Source organism: Planococcus maritimus, assembly GCF_001592825.1.
GTDB lineage: Bacteria > Bacillota > Bacilli > Bacillales_A > Planococcaceae > Planococcus > Planococcus maritimus_C.
In genome coordinates this window covers 181,544-205,598 of record NZ_LTZG01000021.1, presented here as the reverse complement: position 1 = coordinate 205,598, position 24,055 = coordinate 181,544, and the positions used below count along the sequence as shown (strand labels likewise).

General features: G+C 47.6%; 19 protein-coding genes, 1 tRNA gene and 1 other annotated feature. Of the genes, 18 read left to right on the top strand and 2 right to left on the bottom strand.

Translation table 11 applies throughout. The features are described from left to right. Window positions 1-23: 23 nt before the first annotated feature. The 17 genes from rph to AY633_RS11335 all read left to right on the top strand — a co-directional run bounded on the left by rph (window position 24) and on the right by AY633_RS11335 (window position 21,056). A complete protein-coding gene (rph, locus tag AY633_RS11415) occupies window positions 24-773 on the top strand; it encodes a ribonuclease PH (protein WP_068488461.1) in 750 nt (249 codons plus the stop codon). Further along, window positions 770-1,366: an XTP/dITP diphosphatase gene (locus AY633_RS11410; RefSeq protein ID WP_068488460.1), complete on the top strand. Its 597-nt coding sequence runs from the start codon at window positions 770-772 to the stop codon at window positions 1,364-1,366. The genes rph and AY633_RS11410 overlap by 4 nt, the downstream gene beginning before the upstream one ends. Before the next feature lie 83 nt (window positions 1,367-1,449). Then, window positions 1,450-1,523, top strand: a tRNA-Arg gene (locus AY633_RS11405). Window positions 1,524-1,720: 197 nt separating this feature from the next. After that, on the top strand, window positions 1,721-2,284 hold the full coding sequence (locus tag AY633_RS11400; protein ID WP_186008769.1) for a YdcF family protein: 564 nt from the start codon (window positions 1,721-1,723) through the stop codon (window positions 2,282-2,284). 189 nt (window positions 2,285-2,473) lie between these two features. Next, window positions 2,474-3,454, top strand: a complete 981-nt coding sequence (locus AY633_RS11395; protein ID WP_068488458.1) for a tetratricopeptide repeat protein — start codon at window positions 2,474-2,476, stop codon at window positions 3,452-3,454. A 103-nt stretch (window positions 3,455-3,557) separates the two neighbouring features. Then, complete coding sequence (gene tig, locus AY633_RS11390) at window positions 3,558-4,859, top strand: trigger factor (protein ID WP_068488457.1); 1,302 nt, start codon at window positions 3,558-3,560, stop codon at window positions 4,857-4,859. A gap of 403 nt (window positions 4,860-5,262) precedes the next feature. Then, entirely contained in the window at window positions 5,263-6,531 is a 1,269-nt protein-coding gene (gene clpX / locus AY633_RS11385) for an ATP-dependent protease ATP-binding subunit ClpX (RefSeq protein ID WP_068488456.1), read from the top strand. A 165-nt stretch (window positions 6,532-6,696) separates the two neighbouring features. Beyond that, window positions 6,697-9,024 carry an endopeptidase La gene (gene lon, locus AY633_RS11380; RefSeq protein ID WP_068488455.1) on the top strand — a complete coding sequence of 776 codons (2,328 nt, stop codon included), beginning with the start codon at window positions 6,697-6,699 and terminating at the stop codon, window positions 9,022-9,024. After that, on the top strand, window positions 9,021-9,602 hold the full coding sequence (gene yihA / locus AY633_RS11375) for a ribosome biogenesis GTP-binding protein YihA/YsxC (protein WP_068488454.1): 582 nt from the start codon (window positions 9,021-9,023) through the stop codon (window positions 9,600-9,602). Before lon ends, yihA begins: the two co-directional genes overlap by 4 nt. 957 nt (window positions 9,603-10,559) lie before the next feature. Continuing rightward, the gene (gene hemA, locus AY633_RS11370; RefSeq protein WP_068488453.1) at window positions 10,560-11,942 is read left to right on the top strand and encodes a glutamyl-tRNA reductase; all 1,383 of its coding nucleotides are present in this window, start codon (window positions 10,560-10,562) and stop codon (window positions 11,940-11,942) included. 161 nt (window positions 11,943-12,103) lie between these two features. After that, window positions 12,104-12,934: a cytochrome c biogenesis protein CcsA gene (gene ccsA / locus AY633_RS11365; protein WP_068488452.1), complete on the top strand. Its 831-nt coding sequence runs from the start codon at window positions 12,104-12,106 to the stop codon at window positions 12,932-12,934. Window positions 12,935-12,952: 18 nt separating this feature from the next. Continuing rightward, window positions 12,953-13,882, top strand: coding sequence for a hydroxymethylbilane synthase (gene hemC, locus AY633_RS11360; protein WP_068488451.1), 930 nt, complete (start codon window positions 12,953-12,955; stop codon window positions 13,880-13,882). Then, window positions 13,875-14,561 carry a uroporphyrinogen-III synthase gene (locus AY633_RS11355; RefSeq protein ID WP_068488450.1) on the top strand — a complete coding sequence of 229 codons (687 nt, stop codon included), beginning with the start codon at window positions 13,875-13,877 and terminating at the stop codon, window positions 14,559-14,561. The genes hemC and AY633_RS11355 overlap by 8 nt, the downstream gene beginning before the upstream one ends. Beyond that, entirely contained in the window at window positions 14,558-15,538 is a 981-nt protein-coding gene (gene hemB, locus AY633_RS11350) for a porphobilinogen synthase (RefSeq protein ID WP_068488449.1), read from the top strand. Before AY633_RS11355 ends, hemB begins: the two co-directional genes overlap by 4 nt. A 1-nt stretch (window position 15,539) precedes the next feature. Then, window positions 15,540-16,826: a glutamate-1-semialdehyde 2,1-aminomutase gene (gene hemL, locus AY633_RS11345; protein WP_068488448.1), complete on the top strand. Its 1,287-nt coding sequence runs from the start codon at window positions 15,540-15,542 to the stop codon at window positions 16,824-16,826. Window positions 16,827-17,035: 209 nt separating this feature from the next. Beyond that, the gene (locus tag AY633_RS11340; protein ID WP_260804566.1) at window positions 17,036-18,103 is read left to right on the top strand and encodes an AbrB family transcriptional regulator; all 1,068 of its coding nucleotides are present in this window, start codon (window positions 17,036-17,038) and stop codon (window positions 18,101-18,103) included. 21 nt (window positions 18,104-18,124) lie between these two features. Next, window positions 18,125-18,342 (top strand) — a binding site (T-box leader). Window positions 18,343-18,422: 80 nt separating this feature from the next. Continuing rightward, complete coding sequence (locus AY633_RS11335) at window positions 18,423-21,056, top strand: valine--tRNA ligase (protein ID WP_068488447.1); 2,634 nt, start codon at window positions 18,423-18,425, stop codon at window positions 21,054-21,056. 39 nt (window positions 21,057-21,095) lie between these two features. On the opposite strand, the gene AY633_RS11330 is transcribed toward AY633_RS11335, so the two are convergent. Both AY633_RS11330 and AY633_RS11325 read right to left on the bottom strand, forming a co-directional pair. Further along, window positions 21,096-21,890: an ATP-grasp domain-containing protein gene (locus tag AY633_RS11330; protein ID WP_068488446.1), complete on the bottom strand. Its 795-nt coding sequence runs from the start codon at window positions 21,888-21,890 to the stop codon at window positions 21,096-21,098. Then, complete coding sequence (locus AY633_RS11325; protein ID WP_068488445.1) at window positions 21,887-22,750, bottom strand: ATP-grasp domain-containing protein; 864 nt, start codon at window positions 22,748-22,750, stop codon at window positions 21,887-21,889. Before AY633_RS11325 ends, AY633_RS11330 begins: the two co-directional genes overlap by 4 nt. A 74-nt stretch (window positions 22,751-22,824) precedes the next feature. On the opposite strand from AY633_RS11325, the gene AY633_RS11320 reads away from it, so the two are divergent. Further along, the gene (locus AY633_RS11320) at window positions 22,825-24,006 is read left to right on the top strand and encodes a bifunctional folylpolyglutamate synthase/dihydrofolate synthase (RefSeq protein ID WP_068488444.1); all 1,182 of its coding nucleotides are present in this window, start codon (window positions 22,825-22,827) and stop codon (window positions 24,004-24,006) included. The last annotated feature ends 49 nt before the right edge of the window (window positions 24,007-24,055 follow it).

Below are 24,055 nucleotides of genomic sequence, written 5' to 3'. Positions count from 1 at the left end.
GAGTACATGAGGAGGATTCACTAATGATGAGAATTGATAATAGACAAGCAAACGAACTGCGTCCAATAGAAGTGGAAACGGATTATTTGATCCACCCCGAGGGCTCGGTCTTGATTACAGTCGGCCAAACCAAGGTTATTTGCACGGCGACCATTGAATCGCGCGTTCCGGGCTTTTTGAGAGGGCAAGGCAAAGGATGGGTCACGGCGGAGTATTCCATGCTGCCACGCGCCACCAACAGCCGCAATCAGCGTGAAGCGACACGCGGCAAGCTCGGCGGCCGTACGATGGAAATCCAACGCCTGATCGGCCGGTCTTTACGCGCTGTCGTGGATCTAGAAAAGATCGGTGAACGCACGCTATGGATCGACTGCGATGTCATCCAGGCAGATGGCGGAACACGCACAGCTTCCATAACCGGTGCTTTCATCGCCATGACCATCGCGCTTGGCAAATTGGATGTGCCGGTATTCCCGGTGACGGATTATTTGGCAGCGACAAGCGTTGGCATCAACAGCGACAAGCAAGCCATCTTGGACTTGAACTATGAAGAGGATTCAACTGCAGACGTCGACATGAACTTGGTCATGACAGGGTCCGGTGAATTTGTCGAGATGCAAGGAACGGGTGAAGAAGCGACCTTCAGCCGCAAAGAATTGAATGAAATGCTTGATCTCGGTGAAGCGGGCATCCAGCAATTGATTCAAATCCAGAAATCGGCGATTGGTGAATTGTCTTCGCGGATCGGCGAAAAGGTGGAATCCACGCTATGAAGAAGATCGTCATTGCAACACAGAACAAAGGAAAAGCAAAAGACTTCGAAACTTTGCTGTCTCCACTGGGGTATGAAGTATTGACCTTGCGAGACGTCGCAAAAGACCTCGATATTGAGGAAACCGGCACGACCTTTGAAGCCAACGCTATCTTAAAAGCGGAAGGCGTTGCCAAGGAACTCGGCATTCCGGTCATTGCTGATGATAGCGGGCTCGAAATTGATGCATTAGGCGGAGAGCCAGGGGTCTATTCTGCACGCTATGCAGGAGGCGACAAAAGCGACGAGGCCAATATTGATAAAGTGCTGGAGAAGCTGTCTGATGTACCCGATGGCGAGCGTACAGCACGCTTTCGCTGCGTCTTAGCGGTTGCGGCGCCCGGAGAACAAACACAAACATTCGCTGGTGCGTGTGAAGGCGAGATCCTGCGTTTGCGCAGAGGCGAACACGGTTTTGGCTACGACCCGATTTTCTACGTTCCTGCACAAGAGCGTGCCATGGCTGAACTTGAACCTGCAGAAAAAGCCGCTATCTCCCACCGTGGACAAGCTTTGAACAAGCTCAAACAGGCGATGCCTGAATGGCTGAAATAAGAAATTAAATATTTTTTTGAAATAGTATTGACTTTTCCTCAGATGATTTCTATAATTAAAATTGTCTTTCGTGAGGAAGTCATGTCTCAGTAGCTCAGCTGGATAGAGCAACGCCCTTCTAAGGCGTCGGTCGGGGGTTCGAATCCCTCCTGGGACGTCCTAAAACCTTGTTTTCCCCAATCGGGAAAGCAAGGTTTTTTTATTGTCAGAAACTGATTGTGAAGAAATGATGGACATTTGATTTTTCACTGTTTATTTGCGCGCCATATCGTATAATGGAAAAAGATAGAGAAAAAACAGACCTAAAGGTGGAAATCATACGTGTTCAGAAACAATTGGAAGCGGATTTTACTTGTGCTATCACTAATACAAACGATATTGATTGCGGCGACGGCAACGAGCATTTGGACGTACGCTAGCGAATCAGAATTGATCGAAGCCGATGCAGCAATCGTGTTAGGCACAAAAGTCATCGGCAACGAGCCTTCGCCGGTGCTGGAGCAACGCATACGTCATGCGATCGACTTGTATGAAGCAGGTTATGTGAAGAAAATTATATTTACAGGAGGCATGACGGACGGAGCGGAGATAGCCGAGTCGGTAGTGAGCCGGGATTTTGCGATCCGCCACCATGTCCCTGAAGAAGATATTTTGATCGAAACCCGATCGCTCGTCACCGAAGAGAACTTTCTTTTCGCTGGTGAAATAGCGGAAGACAATGGCTTGTCGAGTTTTCTGGTTGTCAGTGACCCCTTGCATATGAAACGGGCGTTGCTTATGGCTGAACATGCCGGAATTGATGCCCACACATCACCGACACCGTCGACTGAGTTCACAGGAGTTACAAATATCGCACCATTCTTTGCGCGTGAAGTCGTTTGTTACATGGCTTATGTTGCAATGCATGCAGTCATCTAGAAAAATCGCCCAAACAAGAGGGCGGTTTTTTTAATTTTGCAGATGAACGCACAGGCTCTAAGTGATACACTATTGAAAAGCTTTAAGAAACGGAGAAGATCCGCACGGAGGCTGGCGCATCAGAGCGCCGGCTTTCGTTTTCACAGCGTATTTCCCTATGGTATGATGAATGGACAAAGAGGTGGTAGGATGCGGAAGAAATTTGGGGATTTGAAGCGTAAGGGCAATGTTATTGTTTTTCCGACAACGGTCACACGGCTTTTATCGGAAGGGATGACCAGTTTAAAGAATGAGCAATATGCTGAGGCGCGCGATAAATTACACCAAGTGCTTGTTTACGAGCCGGAACATGCTGCAGCGCTTGGCGGATACGCATATAGCTTGTATGAGCTAACTGAATTCGAAGAAGCGCTTGAAGTGGTGCAGGAATTGCTGCGCATTGGCCCGATCCATTATTTGGAGACGATGGAGCTATACATAAGTATTTTAATGCAAGTGAAAGAATTCGAAGAAGCCGAGAAGATGATCGAGGTACTTATCGAAGAAAATATTTTGCCGAAAGAACGCTTGGAGCAATTCCATCAACTCCGCGACCTGAACGAACGGATTGCCGAAAGCGCAGCTACTGCACAAAAAGAAACAGGTCAGTTCAGTCTGGAGCAGTTTTTGTCGCTCAGCGCATCTGAACAAGAACAACGCGTGACCGAATTGCCAAAAGAAGCTTACGGTGCAATGAAAAAGCAGTTAATTAAGCTGATCGGTCATCCGGAAGTGGACTGGGTGGCGAAATCCTATTTGCTTCTCATGCTCCGAGAACAGCAAATCAGCGGAACGGTGCGCGTTAGTAAATTTCATTATGCTAAAGAACTATCGATTGAAGAGCTGCCTGAGCCTCTAAAAGACGCACGGCTTCTTGGGATTCGCAAGCGTTTAGAAGAGGCGTTGGAGAAAGAACCAGCCAAACTACAGATGGCGATGGAATTGGTCGACCGCCACATCTATCTGTTGTATCCGTTTTTTTGGGAAGAGTTTGAGGAAGCAGAAATCGCTGAAGCCTATCACGCCTACCTCGATAGTTTGTTTAGCGGAGAAGCGGAAGCAAAAGCCGATCCGAAATTGTTGGAGTGGCTCATGCAGGCCGAAACATACATAGAATTGCGCAATGGATAGAAATAGTTGAACCTGCTCACATGTATGATATAATGTGGAGGTTGTCAAAAATCGTACAAATATCGTACATGACTTTGTAAAAAATTGTTTGGAGGGCTTATATATGTCAGCAAAATGGGAAAAACAAGAAGGTAATGTCGGAGTTCTTACAGTAGAAGTACCGGCTGAAGAAGTAAACGGCGCGCTTGATAAAGCGTTCAAAAAAGTCGTTAAAGAAATTAACGTACCAGGATTCCGTAAAGGGAAAATGCCACGCCAAATGTTCGAAAAACGTTTCGGTGTAGAATCTCTTTATCAGGATGCACTTGATTTCATCCTGCCTGATGCTTACGCAAACGCAGTCGAAGAAGCAGGCATCAACCCGGTTGACCGCCCTGAAATCGACATCGAAAAATTGGAAAAGAACGAGCCATTGGTTTTCACTGCTAAAGTAATCGTGAAACCTGAAGTAGAACTTGGCGAATACAAAGGGCTTGAAGTTTCTAAAGAAGACACTAACGTGACGGATGAAGAAATCGAAGCTCAATTGAAAGAAAGCCAAGAACGTATGGCTGAATTGACTGTTAAAGAAGACGGACAAGTTGAAAACGGCGATACAGCTGTTATCGACTTCGAAGGATTTGTAGACGGCGAAGCGTTTGAAGGCGGAGCAGGCAATGACTACTCCCTAGAAATCGGTTCAAACTCATTCATCCCAGGCTTCGAAGAGCAATTGGTCGGCGCTAAAACAGGCGAGCAAAAAGACGTTGAAGTCACTTTCCCTGAAGAGTACCACGCTGAAGAGCTTGCTGGAAAATCAGCAACGTTCAAAGTAACGGTAAACGAAGTGAAAGCAAAAGAATTGCCTGAACTAAACGACGAGTTCGCAAAAGAGCTTGACGAAGAAGTCGAAGGCCTTGATGCGCTTCGCACGAAAATGAAAGAAAACTTGAAAGCGGAGAAAGAAAACGCTTCTGAGACGCAAATGCGCGACCAGCTTGTGCAAAAAGCGGCAGAAAACGCAACAGTCGAAATCCCACAAGCAATGATCGATTCTGAAATCGACCGCATGATGCAAGACTTCGAGCAACGCCTAAGCCAACAAGGCATGAACAAGGAATTGTACTTCCAGTTCTCAGGCCAAGACGAAGATGCACTTCGCGAGCAAATGACTGCTGACGCTGAAACACGTGTACGCGTATCATTGACGCTTGAAGCGATCGCGAAAGCGGAAAACATGGAAGTCACTTCTGAAGACATCGACAAAGAGCTTGAGAAAATGGCTGGCCAATTCAACATGGACGCTGAACAAATCAAAACAGCTCTAGGCGGCACTGAAATGCTTGAGAACGACATCCGTATGCAAAACACGGTTGAGTTCCTTGTAGAGAACGCTAAAATTTCTGACGCAAAAGCTGCAGAATAACACATAAGATTTCCAATAAAACAAGGTGCGGCAACCGCACCTTGTTTTCTATACATAATGGCAAACAAAAATGGGATGGCTTATGCCAGATCATAAGTGAATAATACTTATGATGAGTCTATATCAGCCGTAATACTACGGAGACTCCCGCGGGATAGCGAGACAGGAGACCCCGCAAGAAGTATAGCTTCTGAGGGGGCTTGGCGCTCGCCCGCAGGAAAGCGTAGTAGTCTTACGGCGATTTTACCAGATGAAAAGGTTTGGTTTTCTAAACAACAGAGTTAGGACACTGCTGACTAATTCACGTTCCTACATATAAAGGCAGTTTCTTTGGCATAGTTCTAATTAGTTGATACAATCAAAATAATCTTGTAACATAATGGCTTGAATAGGGGTGACTACATTGTTCAAATTTAACGATGAAAAAGAGCATTTAAAATGTTCATTTTGCGGTAAGCCGCAGGAACAGGTTCGTAAACTGGTCGCAGGGCCAGGTGTATATATTTGCGACGAATGTATCGAACTTTGCACAGAAATCGTAGAAGAAGAACTCGGCACGGAAGAAGAAACTGAGTTCAAAGAAGTACCAAAACCAAAAGAAATCATGGATATCCTTGGTGGCTATGTGATCGGCCAAGACAAGGCGAAAAAATCCTTGGCAGTAGCAGTTTATAACCATTACAAACGGGTCAATTCGCAAAGCAAAATCGATGACGTTGAACTTTCGAAATCGAATATTGTGTTGATCGGGCCAACAGGTAGCGGGAAAACTTTGCTTGCGCAAACACTCGCACGCATCCTGAATGTACCATTTGCCATTGCGGATGCAACTTCACTGACTGAAGCTGGCTATGTCGGGGAAGATGTCGAGAACATCTTGCTTAAATTGATTCAAGCTGCAGATTATGACGTGGACCGTGCAGAAAAAGGCATCATTTATATCGATGAAATCGATAAAGTGGCACGTAAATCCGAGAACCCGTCGATTACACGCGACGTTTCCGGCGAAGGCGTACAGCAAGCCTTGCTGAAAATCCTGGAAGGCACAACCGCGAGTGTTCCCCCGCAAGGCGGACGCAAGCATCCTCATCAGGAATTCATCCAAATCGATACGACGAATGTCTTGTTCATCGTAGGCGGCGCGTTTGACGGAGTCGATCAAATCATCAAACGCCGTCTCGGCAATAAGATCATTGGCTTCGGCGCAGATCCGAACAAAGAAGAAATGGATGAGAAATCGCTTCTTAGCCAATTGATTCCAGAGGACTTGTTGAAATTCGGCTTGATCCCTGAATTTATCGGCCGTCTGCCAGTGCTCGCAAGCCTTGAGCAATTGGATGAAAATGCACTTGTGCAAATTCTGACCGAGCCGAAAAATGCACTTATCAAGCAATATCAGAAGATGATGGAACTTGATGGCGTGACATTGACATTCGAACACGATGCATTGATCGAAATTTCCCGTCTCGCAATCGAGCGGAAAACAGGCGCACGTGGATTGCGCTCAATCATCGAAAACATCATGCTTGATGTCATGTATGATTTGCCGTCCCGTGAAGATATCGTCGAGTGCATTATCACGAAAGAAACAGTGACGGAGAACTCGCAGCCGAAACTGATGCTAGAAGATGGCACTGAGTACGATAGCAATAACGAAAAAACATCTGCTTAAATTTTGAGTGGATGCACAAGAATAGGATGATACGGGCTGACTCTGAATCGTGCACATCCGCGCGTATGGGGGTCAGCCCTTTTTTCACGAAAAATGCAATAGTTTTCCTGTATTTGGAGGCGAACTGACAGAGAGAAAGAGAATTGACGGAGGTGCACTTAAATTATGGCGAAGAAAAAAGTGACTAAACAAGTCCCGCTCTTGCCGCTCCGCGGACTGCTTGTCTTCCCGACAATGGTTCTGCATATAGATGTAGGCCGGGAACGTTCAGTAGCAGCGCTTGAGCAAGCGATGATGGATGACCAAATCGTCTTTTTGGCGACTCAAAAAGACATGGCTGTCGAACAGCCAGAAAAAGACGATTTGCATAAAATCGGTACCTTGGCATATGTGAAGCAAATGCTGAAATTGCCAAATGGTACAATTCGTGTGCTAGTAGAAGGTTTGGAACGCGGACAATGGGGCCAATACGAGGACGGCGACAAATTCACGCAAGTGGAAGTGACGTCGTTCCCTGATGAACCTGAACGCGATGCTGAACAGGATGCTTTGATGCGCATTTTACTGGAGCAATTTGAAATCTTCGGCAAAGGCTCGAAGAAAGTGACGACTGAAACTTTCAATACGGTAGCGGATATCGAAGAGCCGGGCCGTTTAGCAGATATGATTGCTTCGCATCTTTCCTTAAAATTGCCTGCCAAGCAGGAAGTACTCGAAACTTTCGATGTCACGAAACGCCTTGAGTTATTGATCAGCCGACTGCATAACGAGCAAGAAGTGGCCGATATCGAAAAACGCATTAACGACCGTGTAAAAAAAGCGATGGAGCAAACGCAAAAAGAGTTTTATTTGCGTGAACAGATGAAAGCGATCCAAACAGAATTAGGCGACAAGGACGGCAAAGGCGCAGAAGTGGCTGATTTGAAAAAACGCATCGAAGAAGCGGGTATGCCTGAATCAACCGAGAAAACAGCGTTCAAGGAATTGGACCGTTACGAGAAATTGCCTTCAGCTGCAGCGGAAAGTGGCATCATCCGCAATTATATTGAATGGCTAGTAACGATTCCATGGTCTGAAACGACAGAAGATCGTTTGGACATTAATTACGCTGAAGATGTGCTGAACCGCGATCACGATGGTCTTGAAACAGTAAAAGAACGCGTGCTTGAGTATTTAGCTGTCCAGCAAATGACCAAATCGCTGCGCGGGCCGATTCTTTGTCTTGTAGGTCCTCCAGGCGTCGGGAAAACATCACTTGCCCGCTCAATCGCCGATTCACTCGACCGTAATTTTGTCCGTATCTCACTTGGTGGTGTGCGTGATGAATCCGAAATCCGGGGCCATCGCCGCACCTACGTCGGGGCAATGCCAGGACGCATCATTCAAGGGATGAAAAAAGCCGGCACCGTTAACCCGGTCTTCTTGTTAGATGAAATTGACAAGATGTCTAACGACTTCCGCGGCGACCCGTCGTCTGCGATGCTTGAGGTGCTGGATCCGGAACAGAACAATTCCTTCAGCGACCATTACATCGAAGAAAGCTATGATTTGTCGAATGTATTGTTCATAGCGACAGCGAATGACCTGGGATCGATTCCAGGTCCATTGCGTGACCGCATGGAAGTCATCTCGATTGCCGGCTATACGGAACTGGAGAAGAAATTGATCGCCAACAACCATTTGGCGCCCAAACAATTGAAAGAACACGGCTTAACGCCGGAGCAATTGGATTTCCAAGAAGACGCGTTCGTCTCGATGATCCGCTATTACACACGTGAAGCCGGTGTGCGCGGATTGGAACGTCAAATTGCTTCTGTATGCCGGAAAGTGACCAAACAGATCGTCTCGAAAGAAAAAGAACAGGTGACGGTCGGTGCGGAAGAAGTCGAGAGTTATCTCGGCAAGAAAAAATTCCGTTACGGCGTGGCTGAAACGCAAAATCAAATTGGCGTGGCAACGGGTCTCGCATACACCGCTGTCGGCGGAGACACTCTGCAAATCGAAGTGTCATTGTCTGCCGGTAAAGGAAAACTACAATTGACAGGCAAACTGGGCGATGTCATGAAAGAGTCCGCACAAACGGCATTGTCATTTGTCCGTGCTCAAGCAGAATCGCTTGGCATCGATCCGAATTTCCAAGAAGCGCATGATATCCATATTCACGTGCCGGAAGGAGCCGTTCCAAAAGACGGGCCATCCGCGGGTGTAACAATTGCGACAGCGCTCGTTTCGGCGCTGACGAAGCGGCCAGTGCGCCGCGACGTCGGCATGACAGGGGAAATTACGCTCCGCGGACGCGTCTTGCCGATTGGCGGCCTGAAAGAGAAAACATTGAGCGCTCATCGTGCAGGATTGAAGACAATCATCGTTCCTGCAGAAAATGAACGCGACCTCGACGATATTCCGGAGACCATCCGCGAAGAATTGGAATTCCATCTCGTCAGCCAAGCGGAACAAGCGCTCGAAATTGCGCTGGAAGGAGCTAAACAATGAAGGTTCATAACGTAGAACTGGTGATCAGCGCGGTTCGTCCAGCGCAGTACCCGGAAACTGAACTTCCCGAGTTTGCACTCGCAGGACGTTCAAATGTCGGGAAATCATCTTTTATCAATAGGTTGATCGGGCGTAAAAGCATGGCGCGTATTTCGTCCAAGCCGGGCAAAACACAAACCTTGAACTTTTACAAAATCGAAGAGGACTTATTTTTCGTCGACGTTCCAGGATACGGCTATGCGAAAGTATCGAAAAGTGAACGCGAGGCCTGGGGCAAGATGATTGAGACGTATATCACAAGCCGTGAGCAATTGCGCGCAGTAATTCAAATCGTCGACTTGCGCCATCCACCGAGCAAAGATGATCAGATGATGTACGATTTCATGAAGCATTACGACATTCCGTGTATCATCATCGCAACAAAAGCGGACAAGATCCCGAAAGGCAAATGGGATAAGCATAAGAAAATCGTCCGTGAAGGACTGGATATGGAAAAAGGCGATCCATTAATCGTCTTTTCTTCCGAAACAGGACTCGGCCAAGAAGCCGCCTGGGCGGAAATCGAAAAACGCATGTAAGCTAGCAAGCTATTTGCATGGCTGGCTTTAAATTAAACAAGACCTGGAAAATCAACGATTTTCCGGGTCTTGTTTTTTGTTTTAAATATGATCTTTAGCTGAGATGGATGAACAAGATAATTAGACGAGTGAATGAGGTGAATGGCGTATAGGTTATTTCTTCGTAAAGTAGCCGCCTCCCGCTTGGGGCATGCCTCTTGCCATAAGCCGAGAAGAGCACTCGTCTTATGGCGTCGGCTAGCCAATGAATGGGCGAAAGGAAGTTGAGCCCATTTATTTGCGACGCATCTGCTCGCAGATGTGGGAGCACGGGTTTGTGCGCGGTTCGGCTTTTAGATTTCATTGAATGTGGTGTGTGAGAAAGTATCGCTGTTAATTGCTTTCATCCTCTGGTGAGGGAATTTAGCTGGACTTGATAATTGTAGAAAAGTTCCGTGCGCTGTTTAATTTGAATTTGAAAAATGACTAAAAACCTCTTACGCTTCCTGCAGTGTATGATGGTTTATAATTCCACTCTAAAACTAGAGATAGGGCGGAAAGAGGCGGCTTTGGAGGGATAGGATGAGCCGATGCGGCGTCTTGTCCGCATCGGCTGCATGACCCGCATCCTGCGGGCCTGAAGCGCAATCTCCCCACATACATTTCCTATTAAAATTTAATAACTCACATACTTTTACTAATTCAACACTAGGAAATTCACCATTCATTGGGCGGCAGTTCACAGTCAATTCCGACTACAAGCGTTATACTTGTGACTCGATAATCGCTTTGCTAGAATTGTAATTGGATTAAGTTTAGAATGATTATAAACTAGAGTTTCTGTTGCGGAAACGTATAGAGCATATAGTGAAAATCGAGTAGGTTCATGCCTTGTTCACAAAATCGCAGGCATAATCTAATGAAAAAGTGGTATACTTAGGGAAATGAAATATTGAACGCGAAAGGTGTTTTAAACCCATGCATACACTCGTAGTCGGGGTCAATTACCGTTCAGCGCCTGTATCCATTCGTGAGAAGCTGTCGTTCATCGAAAGCGAGCTTCCGCAAGCGATGCAAGCCCTGCAACAACAAAAAAGCATATTGGAGAATGTCATCGTATCGACATGCAACCGGACGGAGATTTATGCCGTTGTGGATCAATTGCATACCGGTCGTTTTTACGTGAAGCAATTTTTGGCTTCCTATTTCGATATTCCGATGGAGCAGTTCTCCCAATACTTATTCATTCATGAACAGGACGAAGCGATTGATCATTTGTTCCGTGTCACTGCTGGAATCGATTCAATGGTCCTTGGCGAGACGCAAATTCTCGGTCAAGTGAAATCCAGTTTCCTCGCAGGACAGGAAATCGGCACGACTGGAACTGTCTTCAATCAATTGTTCAAGCAAGCGGTGACGCTAGCGAAGCGTGCGCATAACGAAACAGCCATCGGCGAGAATGCCGTATCAGTTTCTTATGCAGCGGTCGAGCTTGGCAAGAAAATCTTCGGTTCATTGAAGAACAAACATGTTGTCATTCTCGGTGCCGGCAAAATGGGCGAACTCGCCATCAAGAACCTGCAAGGTAGCGGGGCAGACCGCATTACAGTCATCAACCGCACCTTCGAGAAAGCAGAAGTGCTCGCTGACAAATTCGGCGGAACGGCAAAACCATTAAACCAATTGCAATGCGCATTACTCGAAGCGGATATCCTCATTTCGTCTACCGGTTCGACGGATTTTGTGATTGATTTGGAATTGATGCAGTTTGTCGAGAAACTGAGAAAAGGCAAACCTTTGTTCATGGTTGATATCGCAGTACCGCGTGATATGGATCCACGCATCGGTGACCTGCAAAATGTTTTCCTCTATGACATCGATGATATGCAAGGCATCGTTGAAGCGAATCTTGCAGAACGCGAACGGGCGGCGAAGCAAATTGCCGTCATGATCACACAAGAAGCAGAGCAATTCAACGACTGGCTCGGCACACTCGGCGTGGTACCGGTCATTTCCGCATTGCGTGAAAAAGCACTCGGCATCCAGGCAGAAACGATGGAGAGCATCGAGAACAAAATGCCGGATTTGACGGATCGCGAGAAAAAAATTCTCAACAAGCACACGAAATCGATCATCAATCAATTGTTGAAAGAGCCGATTTTGCAAGCTAAGGAAATGGGAACAGCGAAAAAATCACGCGAGCAGCTTGAGATGTTCATGCAGATTTTCGGCATCGAAGAAGAAGTCGAAGAACAGCGTGAAAAACAAGCACTTGCGACGCGTCAAAAAGCGGAGCGAGCACGCCTTGAAAAGCAACAGGAATCGCTCCAAGCACAGGAAAATCCAGGCTATACTGTCTAAACACATCTTCAACTAGCATGGGTTTTCATCTCCATCGCTGTAAATGACCCAATCGGGCCGCGAATGCGGGACAGGGCTATCTTATAATGAGGCGTTTTCGAATCTATATGTTAAAATATAGAGGCGAAACGCCTTTAATTATGGAAATGAAGGGGAATAGGATGGCTGATATAACAATGGCAAGGCTGCACGAAGCTATGGTTATACTATATGCTATCAGCCTTGTCTTTTATTTTGTCGATTATTTATATACCACGAAAAAAGCTATCCGGGTCGCCATGTCACTTCTTGGGGCCGTATGGTTATTGCAGACCGTGTTTCTAGTGCTGTATATCGTTGAGACGCAGCGCTTCCCGGTACTGACTTTGTTTGAAGGCATTTATTTTTATGCGTGGCTATTGGTTACGCTATCGCTCGTCTTGCGGATTTTTTACCGTTTCGACTTTGCGGTATTCTTGATCAATATTATCGGATTCATCTTTATGGTTATCCACACATTTGCGCCGGTGCAAATCGAACGGTCGCCGGTCGGGGAGGCATTGGTGTCTGAGCTGTTGTTCATCCACATCACCTTCGCCATCTTGTCTTATGCTGCATTTTCATTGTCATTCGTCTTTTCCGCATTGCATTTACTATTGTATCGGCTATTGAAGCAAAAGAAATGGACCAAGCAGTGGAGCAGCTTGCCGTCACTCGGGCAGACCGAGCAAGGCATGACGATCTCTATTTTAATTGGGATTCCGATGCTGTTTGTGTCGCTAGTGCTTGGATTTCAATGGGCTATCGTATCGCTGGAAGAGTTTTCTTTGTTAGATGTTAAAATTGTGGGGTCGTTCATTCTGCTGATTGTCTATAGCTTCATTTTATGGCGCCATCGCAGAGGGAACCTGAATGGCATGAATTATGCCTGGGCGCATCTATATGCGTTTTTGTTATTGCTGCTTAATTTCTTTTTCGGCAGCCGGTTATCGGAATTTCATTTTTGGTATTAATAGAAAGGTAGGATTCAGTTGAGAAAAATCATTGTAGGGTCAAGAAGAAGTAAACTTGCGTTGACGCAAACCAATCAATTTATCGACAAAATGAAAGCGGCAGGTGCGCCGTTCGAGTTCGAAATCAAAGAGATCGTCACAAAAGGCGACCGCATCCTGGATGTGCAATTATCAAAAGTCGGAGGCAAAGGGCTGTTTGTTAAAGAAATCGAAGAAGCGCTCTATGCCAAAGAAATTGATTTTGCCGTCCACAGCATGAAAGACATGCCAGCCGTTCTTCCGGAAGGACTGACGATCGGTTGTATCCCGGAACGGGAAGACCCACGCGATGCGTTTATCTCAAATGACCACGTAAAATTGATGGATTTGCCAGTTGGCGCTGTCGTAGGCACAAGCAGCTTGCGGCGCAGTTCACAACTTCTCTTGCTGCGTCCGGACCTTGATGTCCAGTGGATCCGTGGCAATATTGATACACGCCTTTCGAAATTGCATGCAGGTGATTTCGATGCCATTATCCTGGCAGCAGCCGGCTTGAAGCGTATGGGCTGGGGCGATGACATCGTTACCGAATTCATGAAAACAGAAGATTGTCTGCCAGCAATTGGCCAAGGAGCACTCGCTATTGAATGCCGCGAAGGCGACGAGGAGCTTCTTGCAGAATTGGCGAAAATAAATGATAAAGAAACAGTTCTAGCCGTAACAGCGGAACGCAAATTCCTAAAAGACATGAACGGCAGCTGCCAAGTGCCGATTGCAGGTTATGCGACAGTTAAGGGAGATGAAGTTTCCTTTACTGGTTTGATTTCTTCTCCAGAAGCTGACCAAGTGTACAAAGAATCCGCAGCAGGCAAAGACCCGGTTGAAGCGGGGCGCATTGTGGCTGAAAAAATCAGTGCACAAGGCGGTTATGATTTGATTCAACGCGTCATTGCCGAGAGCAATGTATAAGAAAAAACCGGTCATCATTTTCACCGGCAGCCGCCTGCCGAAAGAAGCGGTGGAACTGGCCCAGCAGATAGGGGCGCAAGTAGAGTATTTTCCGCTGATTGAAACGGTGCTGCGAGATACTTCAGCACCTGATTTCGGGCGTTACGGCTGGCTCATTTTCACGAGCCGCAACAGCGCGGAGGCATTTTGCAAGCTGCGCCCTAAAACCTCAGCGAAAATTGCGGCTGTCGGCGACAAGACCGCTGAAATGCTTGAAGCGAACGGCTATTCAGTCGACTTCATCCCCACAACGTTCAGTGCCGATGTTTTTGTCCGGGAATTCCCGGACATCGCCGGCAAGGAACGCTGTTTGTTTGTCAGGGGCGCTCTTGCGAAAGAAACGATCTTGTCGATGCCTCTTGAAATCGATGAATGGACCGTCTACGACACGGTTAAAAAACATAGCAATGCACAAGCGCTCGCTGAAATGTCCGATGTCACGATTATTTTCGCCAGCCCGTCGGCAGTTGCTGCTTATACGGAAGCTGGCGGAAATTTCAAGGGCATCCGGACTGCTGCGATTGGCCATATTACCGAAAGAGCCATAGTAGAAGCGGGAGGAGACGTTGATTTCCGCCCGGAAACCTATACCTATCTTGAAATCATCCAGTCAATAGCGAAAGGAAGTTGCAGCTTATGAAAGACTTGAAATTCGATCGCCATCGCCGTTTGCGCGGTTCTGCCAATCTTCGTGCTATGGTCCGTGAAACCTCAATTCAAAAAGAGGATTTCATTTACCCGATTTTTGTCGTAGAAGGCGAAGACTATAAAAAAGAAATTTCCTCTATGCCAGGTGTCTACCACTACTCGATTGATCGCCTTGGCGAAGAGTTGGACGAAGTGGTCGAGCTCGGCATTCCGTCGGTCATTCTTTTCGGTGTGCCGAAAGATAAAGACCCCGTCGGTTCCCAAGCGTATCATGACCACGCGATCACACAAGAAGCGATCCGTTTTGCGAAACAGCGCCACCCGGAACTCGTTGTCATCGCCGATACGTGCCTGTGCCAATATACAGATCATGGCCATTGCGGTGTGATCGAAGACGGCGTTATTTTGAACGATGAGTCGCTTGATCTATTGGCGCGCACCGCTGTGTCTCAAGCGAAAGCTGGGGCAGACATCATTGCGCCGTCGAATATGATGGACGGCTTTGTAGCAGCGATTCGCTACGGCCTGGATGAAGCTGGATTCAGCCATATTCCAATCATGTCGTACGGTGTGAAATACGCCTCTGCATATTACGGGCCGTTCCGCGAGGCAGCCCATTCAACGCCTCAATTCGGCGACCGCAAAACTTACCAGATGGACCCGGCCAACCGCATGGAAGCACTACGCGAGGCATCATCCGATGTCAATGAAGGCGCAGATTTCATGATCGTTAAACCAGCACTCTCTTACCTTGATATTATTCGTGAAGTCCGCGATAATTTTGATATTCCAATTGTCGCTTATAATGTTTCCGGCGAATACGCTATGGTCAAAGCAGCCGCGCAAAACGGCTGGGTTGATGAAGAGAAAATCGTTCTTGAAACTTTGCTCAGCATGAAACGTGCTGGAGCAGACATTCTCATGTCGTACCACGCAAAAGATGCGGTACGCTGGTTGGAGGGGAAATAAGATGGGATACGAAAACTCTAAACAAGCATTCACAGCAGCAAAACCATTGATGCCAGGCGGCGTTAACAGCCCGGTCCGCGCATTTAAATCAGTCAATATGGAACCGATCTTCATGCAATCCGGAAGCGGCGCGACCATTACGGATATCGATGGCAATACGTATATCGATTACGTTTTGTCGTGGGGCCCGCTGATTCTTGGCCATGCACATCCTGAAGTGGTTGAGGCCATTCAGGAACAAGCAACGCTCGGCACTTCATTCGGTGCGCCGACCATCCTTGAAAACGACATGGCGAAATTGGTCCAAGAACGCGTGCCATCGATTGAAATGGTCCGCATGGTATCATCTGGTACTGAAGCAACTATGAGCGCACTTCGCGTGGCGCGTGGCTATACCGGGCGCAATAAGATCTTGAAATTTGAAGGCTGCTACCATGGACATGGCGATAGCCTATTGATCAAAGCAGGATCGGGTGTCGCGACACTCGGTTTGCCCGATTCACCAGGCGTTCCGGAATCAGTTGCGAAAAACACCATCACGGTGCCTTACAATGATTTGGAAAGCGTGCGTCTTGCATTCCGTGAATTCGGCGACGACTTGGCAGCAGTAATTGTCGAGCCGGTTGCCGGAAATATGGGCGTTGTGCCGCCAACTGAAGGATTCCTACAAGAGTTGCGCAATTTGACGCATGAAAATGGCACTGTTTTGATCTTCGATGAAGTCATGACCGGCTTCCGCGTTGGCTATAATTGCGCTCAAGGGCACTATAACGTGACGCCTGATATGACTTGCCTAGGCAAAGTCATCGGCGGCGGATTGCCAGTCGGCGCATTCGGCGGCAAGCGCGAAATCATGGAACAAGTGGCACCGAGCGGTTCTATTTATCAAGCAGGTACGTTGTCGGGTAACCCGCTCGCGATGCGTGCAGGATTTGAGACTTTGTCCCGTCTCGACGAATCAAGCTACGAAACATTCGTTAAACGGGGTGATGAGCTTGAAAAAGGATTCCGTGAAGCGGCTGAAAAATACAATATCCCGCATACAGTTAACCGTGCTGGTTCGATGATTGGTTTCTTCTTCACGAATGAAGAAGTGACGAACTTTGAAACGGCTTCGAGTTCCGATCTGGAATTGTTTGCGGAGTATTACCGCTTGATGGCGGAAGAAGGCATTTACTTGCCGCCATCCCAGTTCGAGGGCATGTTCCTATCGACTGCCCATACACCTGAACATATCGAACGCACGGTTCAAGCATTCCACAATGTGTTTGCAAAACTGGCGCGATAAGTGAAATATTCCGTCCTCGCAGGCCAGTTGAAATGGCTTTTGGGGGCGGTTTTTTTGTGAATTAATTTAACCTGTGTTTAGAAAATCATTATTTTATCAAGCGCATGGTTTAGCAGGAGTGCTTTACATCGACTAGTCTTTATTATTTTTGAGAAGGTCTATTTCTTTTTGATAGTCTGGTAATATAAAACTAATGTGAATTTTATTTAGTGAAAGTTGGTAACGCTTTGAAATCATTTCTACTCACTTTGGCCATCGCGCTTACAGCTGGCTTTTTGTTTAGCTTGACCGGCTTGTTTCTGCCCTGGCTGCTAGGGCCCATGGCAGCTTTTCTTATCTTACGGCAACTGACCGATATGAACTTCCGCTGGCCAAAAGTATTCCGGACACTGGGATTATTGCTGCTCGGCGTCCAGATCGGGGCAGCGTTCACGCAGGAGTCGGTGCTGCTGATGGGGGCAGATCTGCCGTATATGTTCGTGATGACCATTGCGGTTGTCGCATTTTCCTTACTGCTTGGCTTATTGTTCCGGCGCATGACGCGCGTAACCATGTCGACAGCCTTGCTCGGTTCAATGCCGGGGGGCTTGTCGCAAATGGTGCTGATCGCTGAAGAAGTAAAATCGGCCAACGTCACCGTTGTTTCGGTCATGCAGACCTTTCGCATCTTGCTCATCGTGTTTAGCGTTCCGCTTGCCGCAGGATTCTTGTCGGGACGCGCGCCTGGTGATATGACGGAAGCGAGCTTTCGGTTCTCGCCTTATGCGTTTGGCATCGCCCTGGTCGTCGGTTATGTGTTGTACTGGATCATGAAACGCATTTCCTTTCCAGCTCGTGAATTAATGGCGCCTGTTTTGGCGATGGCACTCGTTCAAACTTTAACCGGCAGTGATTTGGTCGACTTGCCGAGCCTTGTCGTCATTGTTGCGCAAGTACTTATTGGAACGCACCTTGGCTTGTCGATGGAAAAGCTTGGCGATTCCATGGACGGCCGGATTGCGGGAGCCGTTTTCCTCAACACGGTTTTACTTATCGTATTTTCAGCTGGTCTCGCTTACGGGTTGGAGTTGCTCTTGCCGGAATATTTGTTTCTCGATTTCTTTTTGAGTGCAGCGCCCGGTGGCATGGCGGAGATGACCATCACAGCACTCGAAGCGGGGGCGGATGTGCCGCTTGTGACAAGCTTTCATTTGTTCCGTTTATTCTTCATCTTGCTCGTTGCCGCACCGCTCGTCTCTTACTACGTGAAAAAGCTTGACGCTAAATCAGGCTATTGAGTACAATAAGCTTAATAGGATATAGATGCGTAGATGAGGATAGTAAAATGCCGGGAACATTTCAGAGAGAAAGCCGAGTGGTGAGAGGCTTTCATGGACCGCATTTGAATGTCACCTCGGAGCAGTTGCCGTGAAATGAGTAGCGGGAACCGGATGCGAATCCGTTATCGAACTTGAGAGCCAGGCGAATTCTGCCTGTGTATAAAGGTGGTACCGCGAAAAACTCCTTCGTCCTTTACGAGACGACAGGAGTTTTTTTGTATTCATTTTTAAGTTCGACAGAATATGTGCCGCATATTGGCCAAGAGGAGGAATTTGGATGAGCAAACAATTATCAACGAAATACGAACCGCAGGCAATCGAACAAGGACGTTACGACTGGTGGGTGGACAATAAATTTTTCGAAGCAAAACCAGAAAGCGGCAAAACACCGTACACAATCGTCATTCCGCCGCCAAACGTCACGGGCAAGCTTCATTTAGGCCATGCATGGGATACCACTTTACAAGACATCATGACACGCATGAAGCGTATGCAAGGCTATGATGCATTGTGGCTTCCGGGAATGGACCATGCCGGAATTGCAACACAGGCAAAAGTAGAAGGCAAATTGAAAGAAGAAGGACGTTCACGCCACGACATGGGCCGCGAAGCCTTCCTTGAAGAGTCGTGGAAATGGAAAGAAGAATATGCAGGCCATATCCGCCAGCAATGGTCGAAGCTTGGGCTCGGTCTTGATTATTCCCGCGAGCGCTTTACACTCGACGATGGCTTGTCAAAAGCAGTGCGTGAAGTATTCGTCAAATTGTACGAGAAAAAATTGATCTACCGCGGCAAATACATCATCAACTGGGACCCGGCGACACAAACGGCGATTTCCGATATCGAAGTAATTTATAAAGATGTCCAAGGCGCGTTTTACCATATGCGCTATCCGCTCGCTGATGGGTCCGGACATATTGAAATCGCAACGACGCGTCCAGAAACGATGCTCGGCGATACAGCGGTAGCGGTTCATCCAAGAGACGAACGCTATCAGCATTTAATCGGCAAAAAAGTCATACTGCCGATCGTCGGCCGTGAAATTGACATTGTTGCCGATGAATACGTAGACCGTGAGTTCGGAAGCGGCGCTGTCAAGATTACCCCTGCCCACGACCCGAACGACTTTGAAATCGGCAATCGCCATAACCTGGAACGCGTTCTGATCATGCACGAAGATGGATCCATGAACGAAAATGCCGGCAAATATGAAGGCATGGACCGCTTTGAATGCCGTAAAGCGATCATCAAAGATTTGCAAGACATGGACGTTTTATTCAAAATCGAAGAACACTTGCATTCAGTCGGACATTCCGAGCGCAGCGGCGCCGTGGTTGAACCGTATTTATCGACGCAATGGTTCGTAGACATGCAGCCACTTGCGAAAGCCGCTGTGGATAGCCAGAAGAGCGAAGACGGCGTCAACTTTGTGCCGGACCGTTTTGAGAAAACGTATTTGCACTGGATGGAAAATATCCGCGACTGGTGCATCTCCCGTCAATTGTGGTGGGGTCATCAAATTCCGGCTTGGTACCATAACGAAACCGGCGAAATCTATGTCGGCCACGTTGCACCAGAGGATGCCGAAAACTGGACGCAAGATGAAGACGTTCTGGATACATGGTTCTCATCTGCACTATGGCCGTTCTCGACACTCGGCTGGCCGGAAGAAAACGACGAGTTGAGCCGTTATTATCCGACCGATGCTCTCGTAACGGGCTATGACATCATCAACTTCTGGGTATCGCGCATGATTTTCCAGGCGCTGGAGTTCACTGGTGAAAAGCCATTTAAAGACGTGCTCATCCACGGACTTGTTCGCGATGCAGAAGGCCGAAAAATGTCGAAATCTCTCGGCAATGGCGTTGACCCGATGGATGTCATCGCAGAATACGGTGCCGATTCCTTGCGCTACTTCCTGGCGACTGCCTCGTCTCCAGGACAAGATCTGCGCTACTCGAACGATAAAGTCGAGTCGGTGTGGAACTTTGCCAATAAAATCTGGAACGCTTCGCGCTTTGCGATGATGAACATGGAAGGCATGGAGCATAAAGATATCGATTTGTCCGGCGAGAAGTCCGTGGCTGACACGTGGATCTTGACACGCCTCAACGAAACGATCGAGCAAGTGACAGGCCTTGCGGAACGTTACGAATTTGGGGAAGTCGGCCGCCTATTGTACAACTTCATCTGGGATGATTTCTGTGACTGGTATATCGAAATGGCGAAATTGCCATTGTATGGAGAAGACGAGCAAGCGAAAGCAATGACGCGTTCGGTGCTCGCATACGTGCTCGATAACACGATGCGCTTGCTCCACCCGTTCATGCCATTCATCACAGAAGAAATCTGGCAGAACTTGCCGACAGAAGGCGAATCCATCACGATTGCCGCTTGGCCGACAGTGAACGCTGAACTTAGCGACAACGATAAAGCTAACAGCATGAAACTGTTGATGGACGTGATCCGTTCGGTCCGCACGATTCGCGCCGAAGTCCAGACACCGATGAGCAAAAAAGTGCCAATGACGATCAGCGCGAAAGACGAAACGACGTTATCGGTACTGGAAGAAAATGCGGCGTACATCGAACGTTTCTGCAACCCGGAGACTTTGACAATTGGGCACAACATCGAAGCACCAGAGAAATCGATGTCAGCGGTCGTATCCGGAGCGGAATTGTTCATGCCGCTTGAAGGTTTAATCAATATCGAAGAAGAACTGAAACGCCTGCAAAAAGAACTCGACAAATGGGCAAAAGAAGTGAAACTTGTTCAAGGCAAGTTGTCGAACGAACGCTTTGTATCGAAAGCACCGGAAGCGGTAGTGGCAGAGGAGCGCAAAAAAGAAGCGGATTACCTCGAGAAACACGCAACGGTTGAAAAACGCATGGAAGAATTGAAGAATTTGTAATACAAAAAAGCGATTCCCCTCGATTGGGGAATCGCTTTTTTAGTTCCGGTCATGTTCGCGGAACGGATCGTTTCGTTCCAAGTTCGTGAAATGACGTGCCAAAAGTTCGGCGATGTTGTCGTCGTGTGTCTGATAAAAAGAGCGGGCGCCGACGGGGTCTTCAAGTTCGTTAAACAGATGGCGGCCGTCTTCTAATAGAAGAAAATCGATGCCGAGATAATCGCTCTTCAAGGCTTCAGCAATTTTTTTGATGTCTTGCCGCTGCACAGTCGATAGCTCAAAGCGCTCGATGGTAGCGCCTAGTGAATAATTCGCTTTGAATGAATCGGTAGCACTGCGTTTCACCGCACCAACGATTTCCTTGCCAATCACATAGGCCCGGACATCGGCTATGTGCGGAACAACAGGCTGATAGAGAAGAGAGGCTTTAGTGTCCGGCTGATCTTGTGGCGATTCGACTAGCCACACTTCCTGGCCTCCATGGCCGTCTGCGGTTTTGGTGATATAAGGGACCGTGAGCGGCGTTTTCTGTGTCGGGATCACCGGCACACCGAGCAGCTGCAGCAATTGATAGCTTTGCCATTTGTCGTTAGCGATACGGTTCACTTCTGCGCGGTTGATCAACCGGACCCCGTGATCTTCTAAAAAAAGCGCAGCGTTAGGCTTCCGAACGCGAAAGAAGACCGATTGGCCGTGAACGCGTTCGAGCAATTCCTTGAGCCCGGGCTCACTCCAGTCATCCCACGTGAGCAACTCTGTCGGATAAAAGCGTTTTAAGTCGTCAATCCATGCCATATTGTGTTGAGCAGACGTAGTTTCATACAAAACGATCATGACAAATCCTCAACAATAAAACGAATCATCGCATCGCCTACGTTGATGCCGGTGACATTAAGGATATTGCGAATATGTGCCGCAGCATTGACCTCGCAGACCAGCGTCTCGTCGTTCGGACCGTAGAGCAAATCGACGCCGGCAAATACTGCCCCGACGGCTTCAGCCGCATTTAGGGCAAGTTGCTGCTGCTCGGGAGTTAATTCGACGGGAAACGCACGGCCGCCATTGGTAATGTTCGCACGGAAATCGGTATCAGATTGGCGCTTCATCGCTGCCACGATTTTCCCGCCGACAATATTGACGCGAATGTCGCGCCCACGGCTTTCTGAGATGAATTCCTGGAAGACGTAATCGATGCCGGACAGGCTTTCGACTTTTTCGTAAAACTGCTTTTCGGTTTCGATCAAATACACTTTCATGCCGAACGAGCCGTGGCCTTCCTTGATGATCATCGGCAAGCCAAGCTGATTTAAGACGCCTTCATAATAACCCGAACCTTGGATGGAGAAATTCGGATAGACTTTCGGTGCGACGATTGTTTTTGGCATCGGGATTTGCCGTTCTGAGAGACGCAAGTATTGCGTAGCTTTATTGTCACACAAGTCGATGATCGCGGGATCGTTATAAACCGGCACGCCACGGCTTTTAAGGAAATACCCCAGCAGAATGTCTTTGTCGAGCAACACCGCGAAGTCCGGGAACTCTTGCTGTTCAGACAGCGACATTTGAATTTCGTAGTTTTTTTTGATGTTCACTTGGATTCCTTGGCGCTTGGCAGCTTCTGCCATCAATTGCGCCTGGTCTTGAAATTTATCGGAAACGAGGCTTCCGTTATAGATCACCCAACAACTCAGCATTTCCATTCCACCTTCATGATATACTCATACGTAAAAAGTGTATCACGTTTACTTAAGGAAAGAGGTTTTTATTCATGATTACAGGGCTCGATCACTATAAAGAAAAATGGGGCATTCTGTCGGACGCTTCCATTCAACCTGGACTCAAAGCAATGGAAGCGGCTTTAGCCGAATTAGGGAATCCCCACCACGGGTTGCCATTTATCCATATTGCCGGAACTAATGGCAAAGGCTCGACGGCTGCTTTCGTCTCGTCCATCTTGATGGCTCACGGCAAACGGGTTGGCAATTTCTTCTCGCCTGCGATCGAAGATGTTCATGACCAGATTCAAATCAACCGACAGCCAGTTGGGGAAAAAGAATTTGATTTGGCGATGGAACAGCTTGCGACAGTGAAAACAGCGCTGACGGATTTTGAATTGTTGACGGTGGCGGCAATTCTTATGTTGAAAGAACAATCTCCCGATTACATCATCATGGAAGCGGGGATGGGAGGCAGGTTTGACAGCACCAATGTCATTGAGCCGCTTGTCAGTATTATCACAAGCATTTCCAAAGAACACACAGCATTTCTTGGCGACACGATTGAAGAAATCGCTTGGCATAAAGCGGGCATTATCAAACAAGGCAAACCGGTCGTTATCGGTGAATTGCCGGAATCAGCGCATGAACAAGTAATAAAAATCGCAGAAGACAAAAATGCTCCTGTCTTTACCGTGCAGCCGTATAAAGGCCCGTTAACATTGAAAGGAGCCCATCAGGAAGTCAATGCGTCACTGGCGTGGACGGCGGCAAAACGAATACTTGGGGATTGCTTTAATGAAGAAAAAGCGATTTCCGGTTTGGCGCAAGCAGCCATTCCCTTCCGTTTTGAGGAAGTACTTCCAGGCGTTATTTTGGACGGTGCGCACAACGAAGCGAGCATCCATGCGCTTGTTGAAACCATCGAGGAAAATTACCCAAATAAAAAAATTCATATTGTTATGGGCTTGATTCAAGGAAAGGACTATTTATCCATTTTAAAACCTCTGGAAAATATCGCCACCCGCTTCACATTTATAAATTTTAAAGATGAGCGTGCTATGCCGGCAAAAATTTTATTTTCAGAAAATATAAGTAAAATAAAGACAATTCAAAATGAATATGATATATTACCTGTACACGAAGAAGTGGAAGTGACAATAGTCACGGGTTCTCTGTACCTACTGAGTCTCTTGAAACAACAAAATTATGAAATGTTCCGGCTTTATAAATAGCCATTGATCGGGAAACGGGTCAATCCGTGAGCATAGCGAGGGAGAAAAG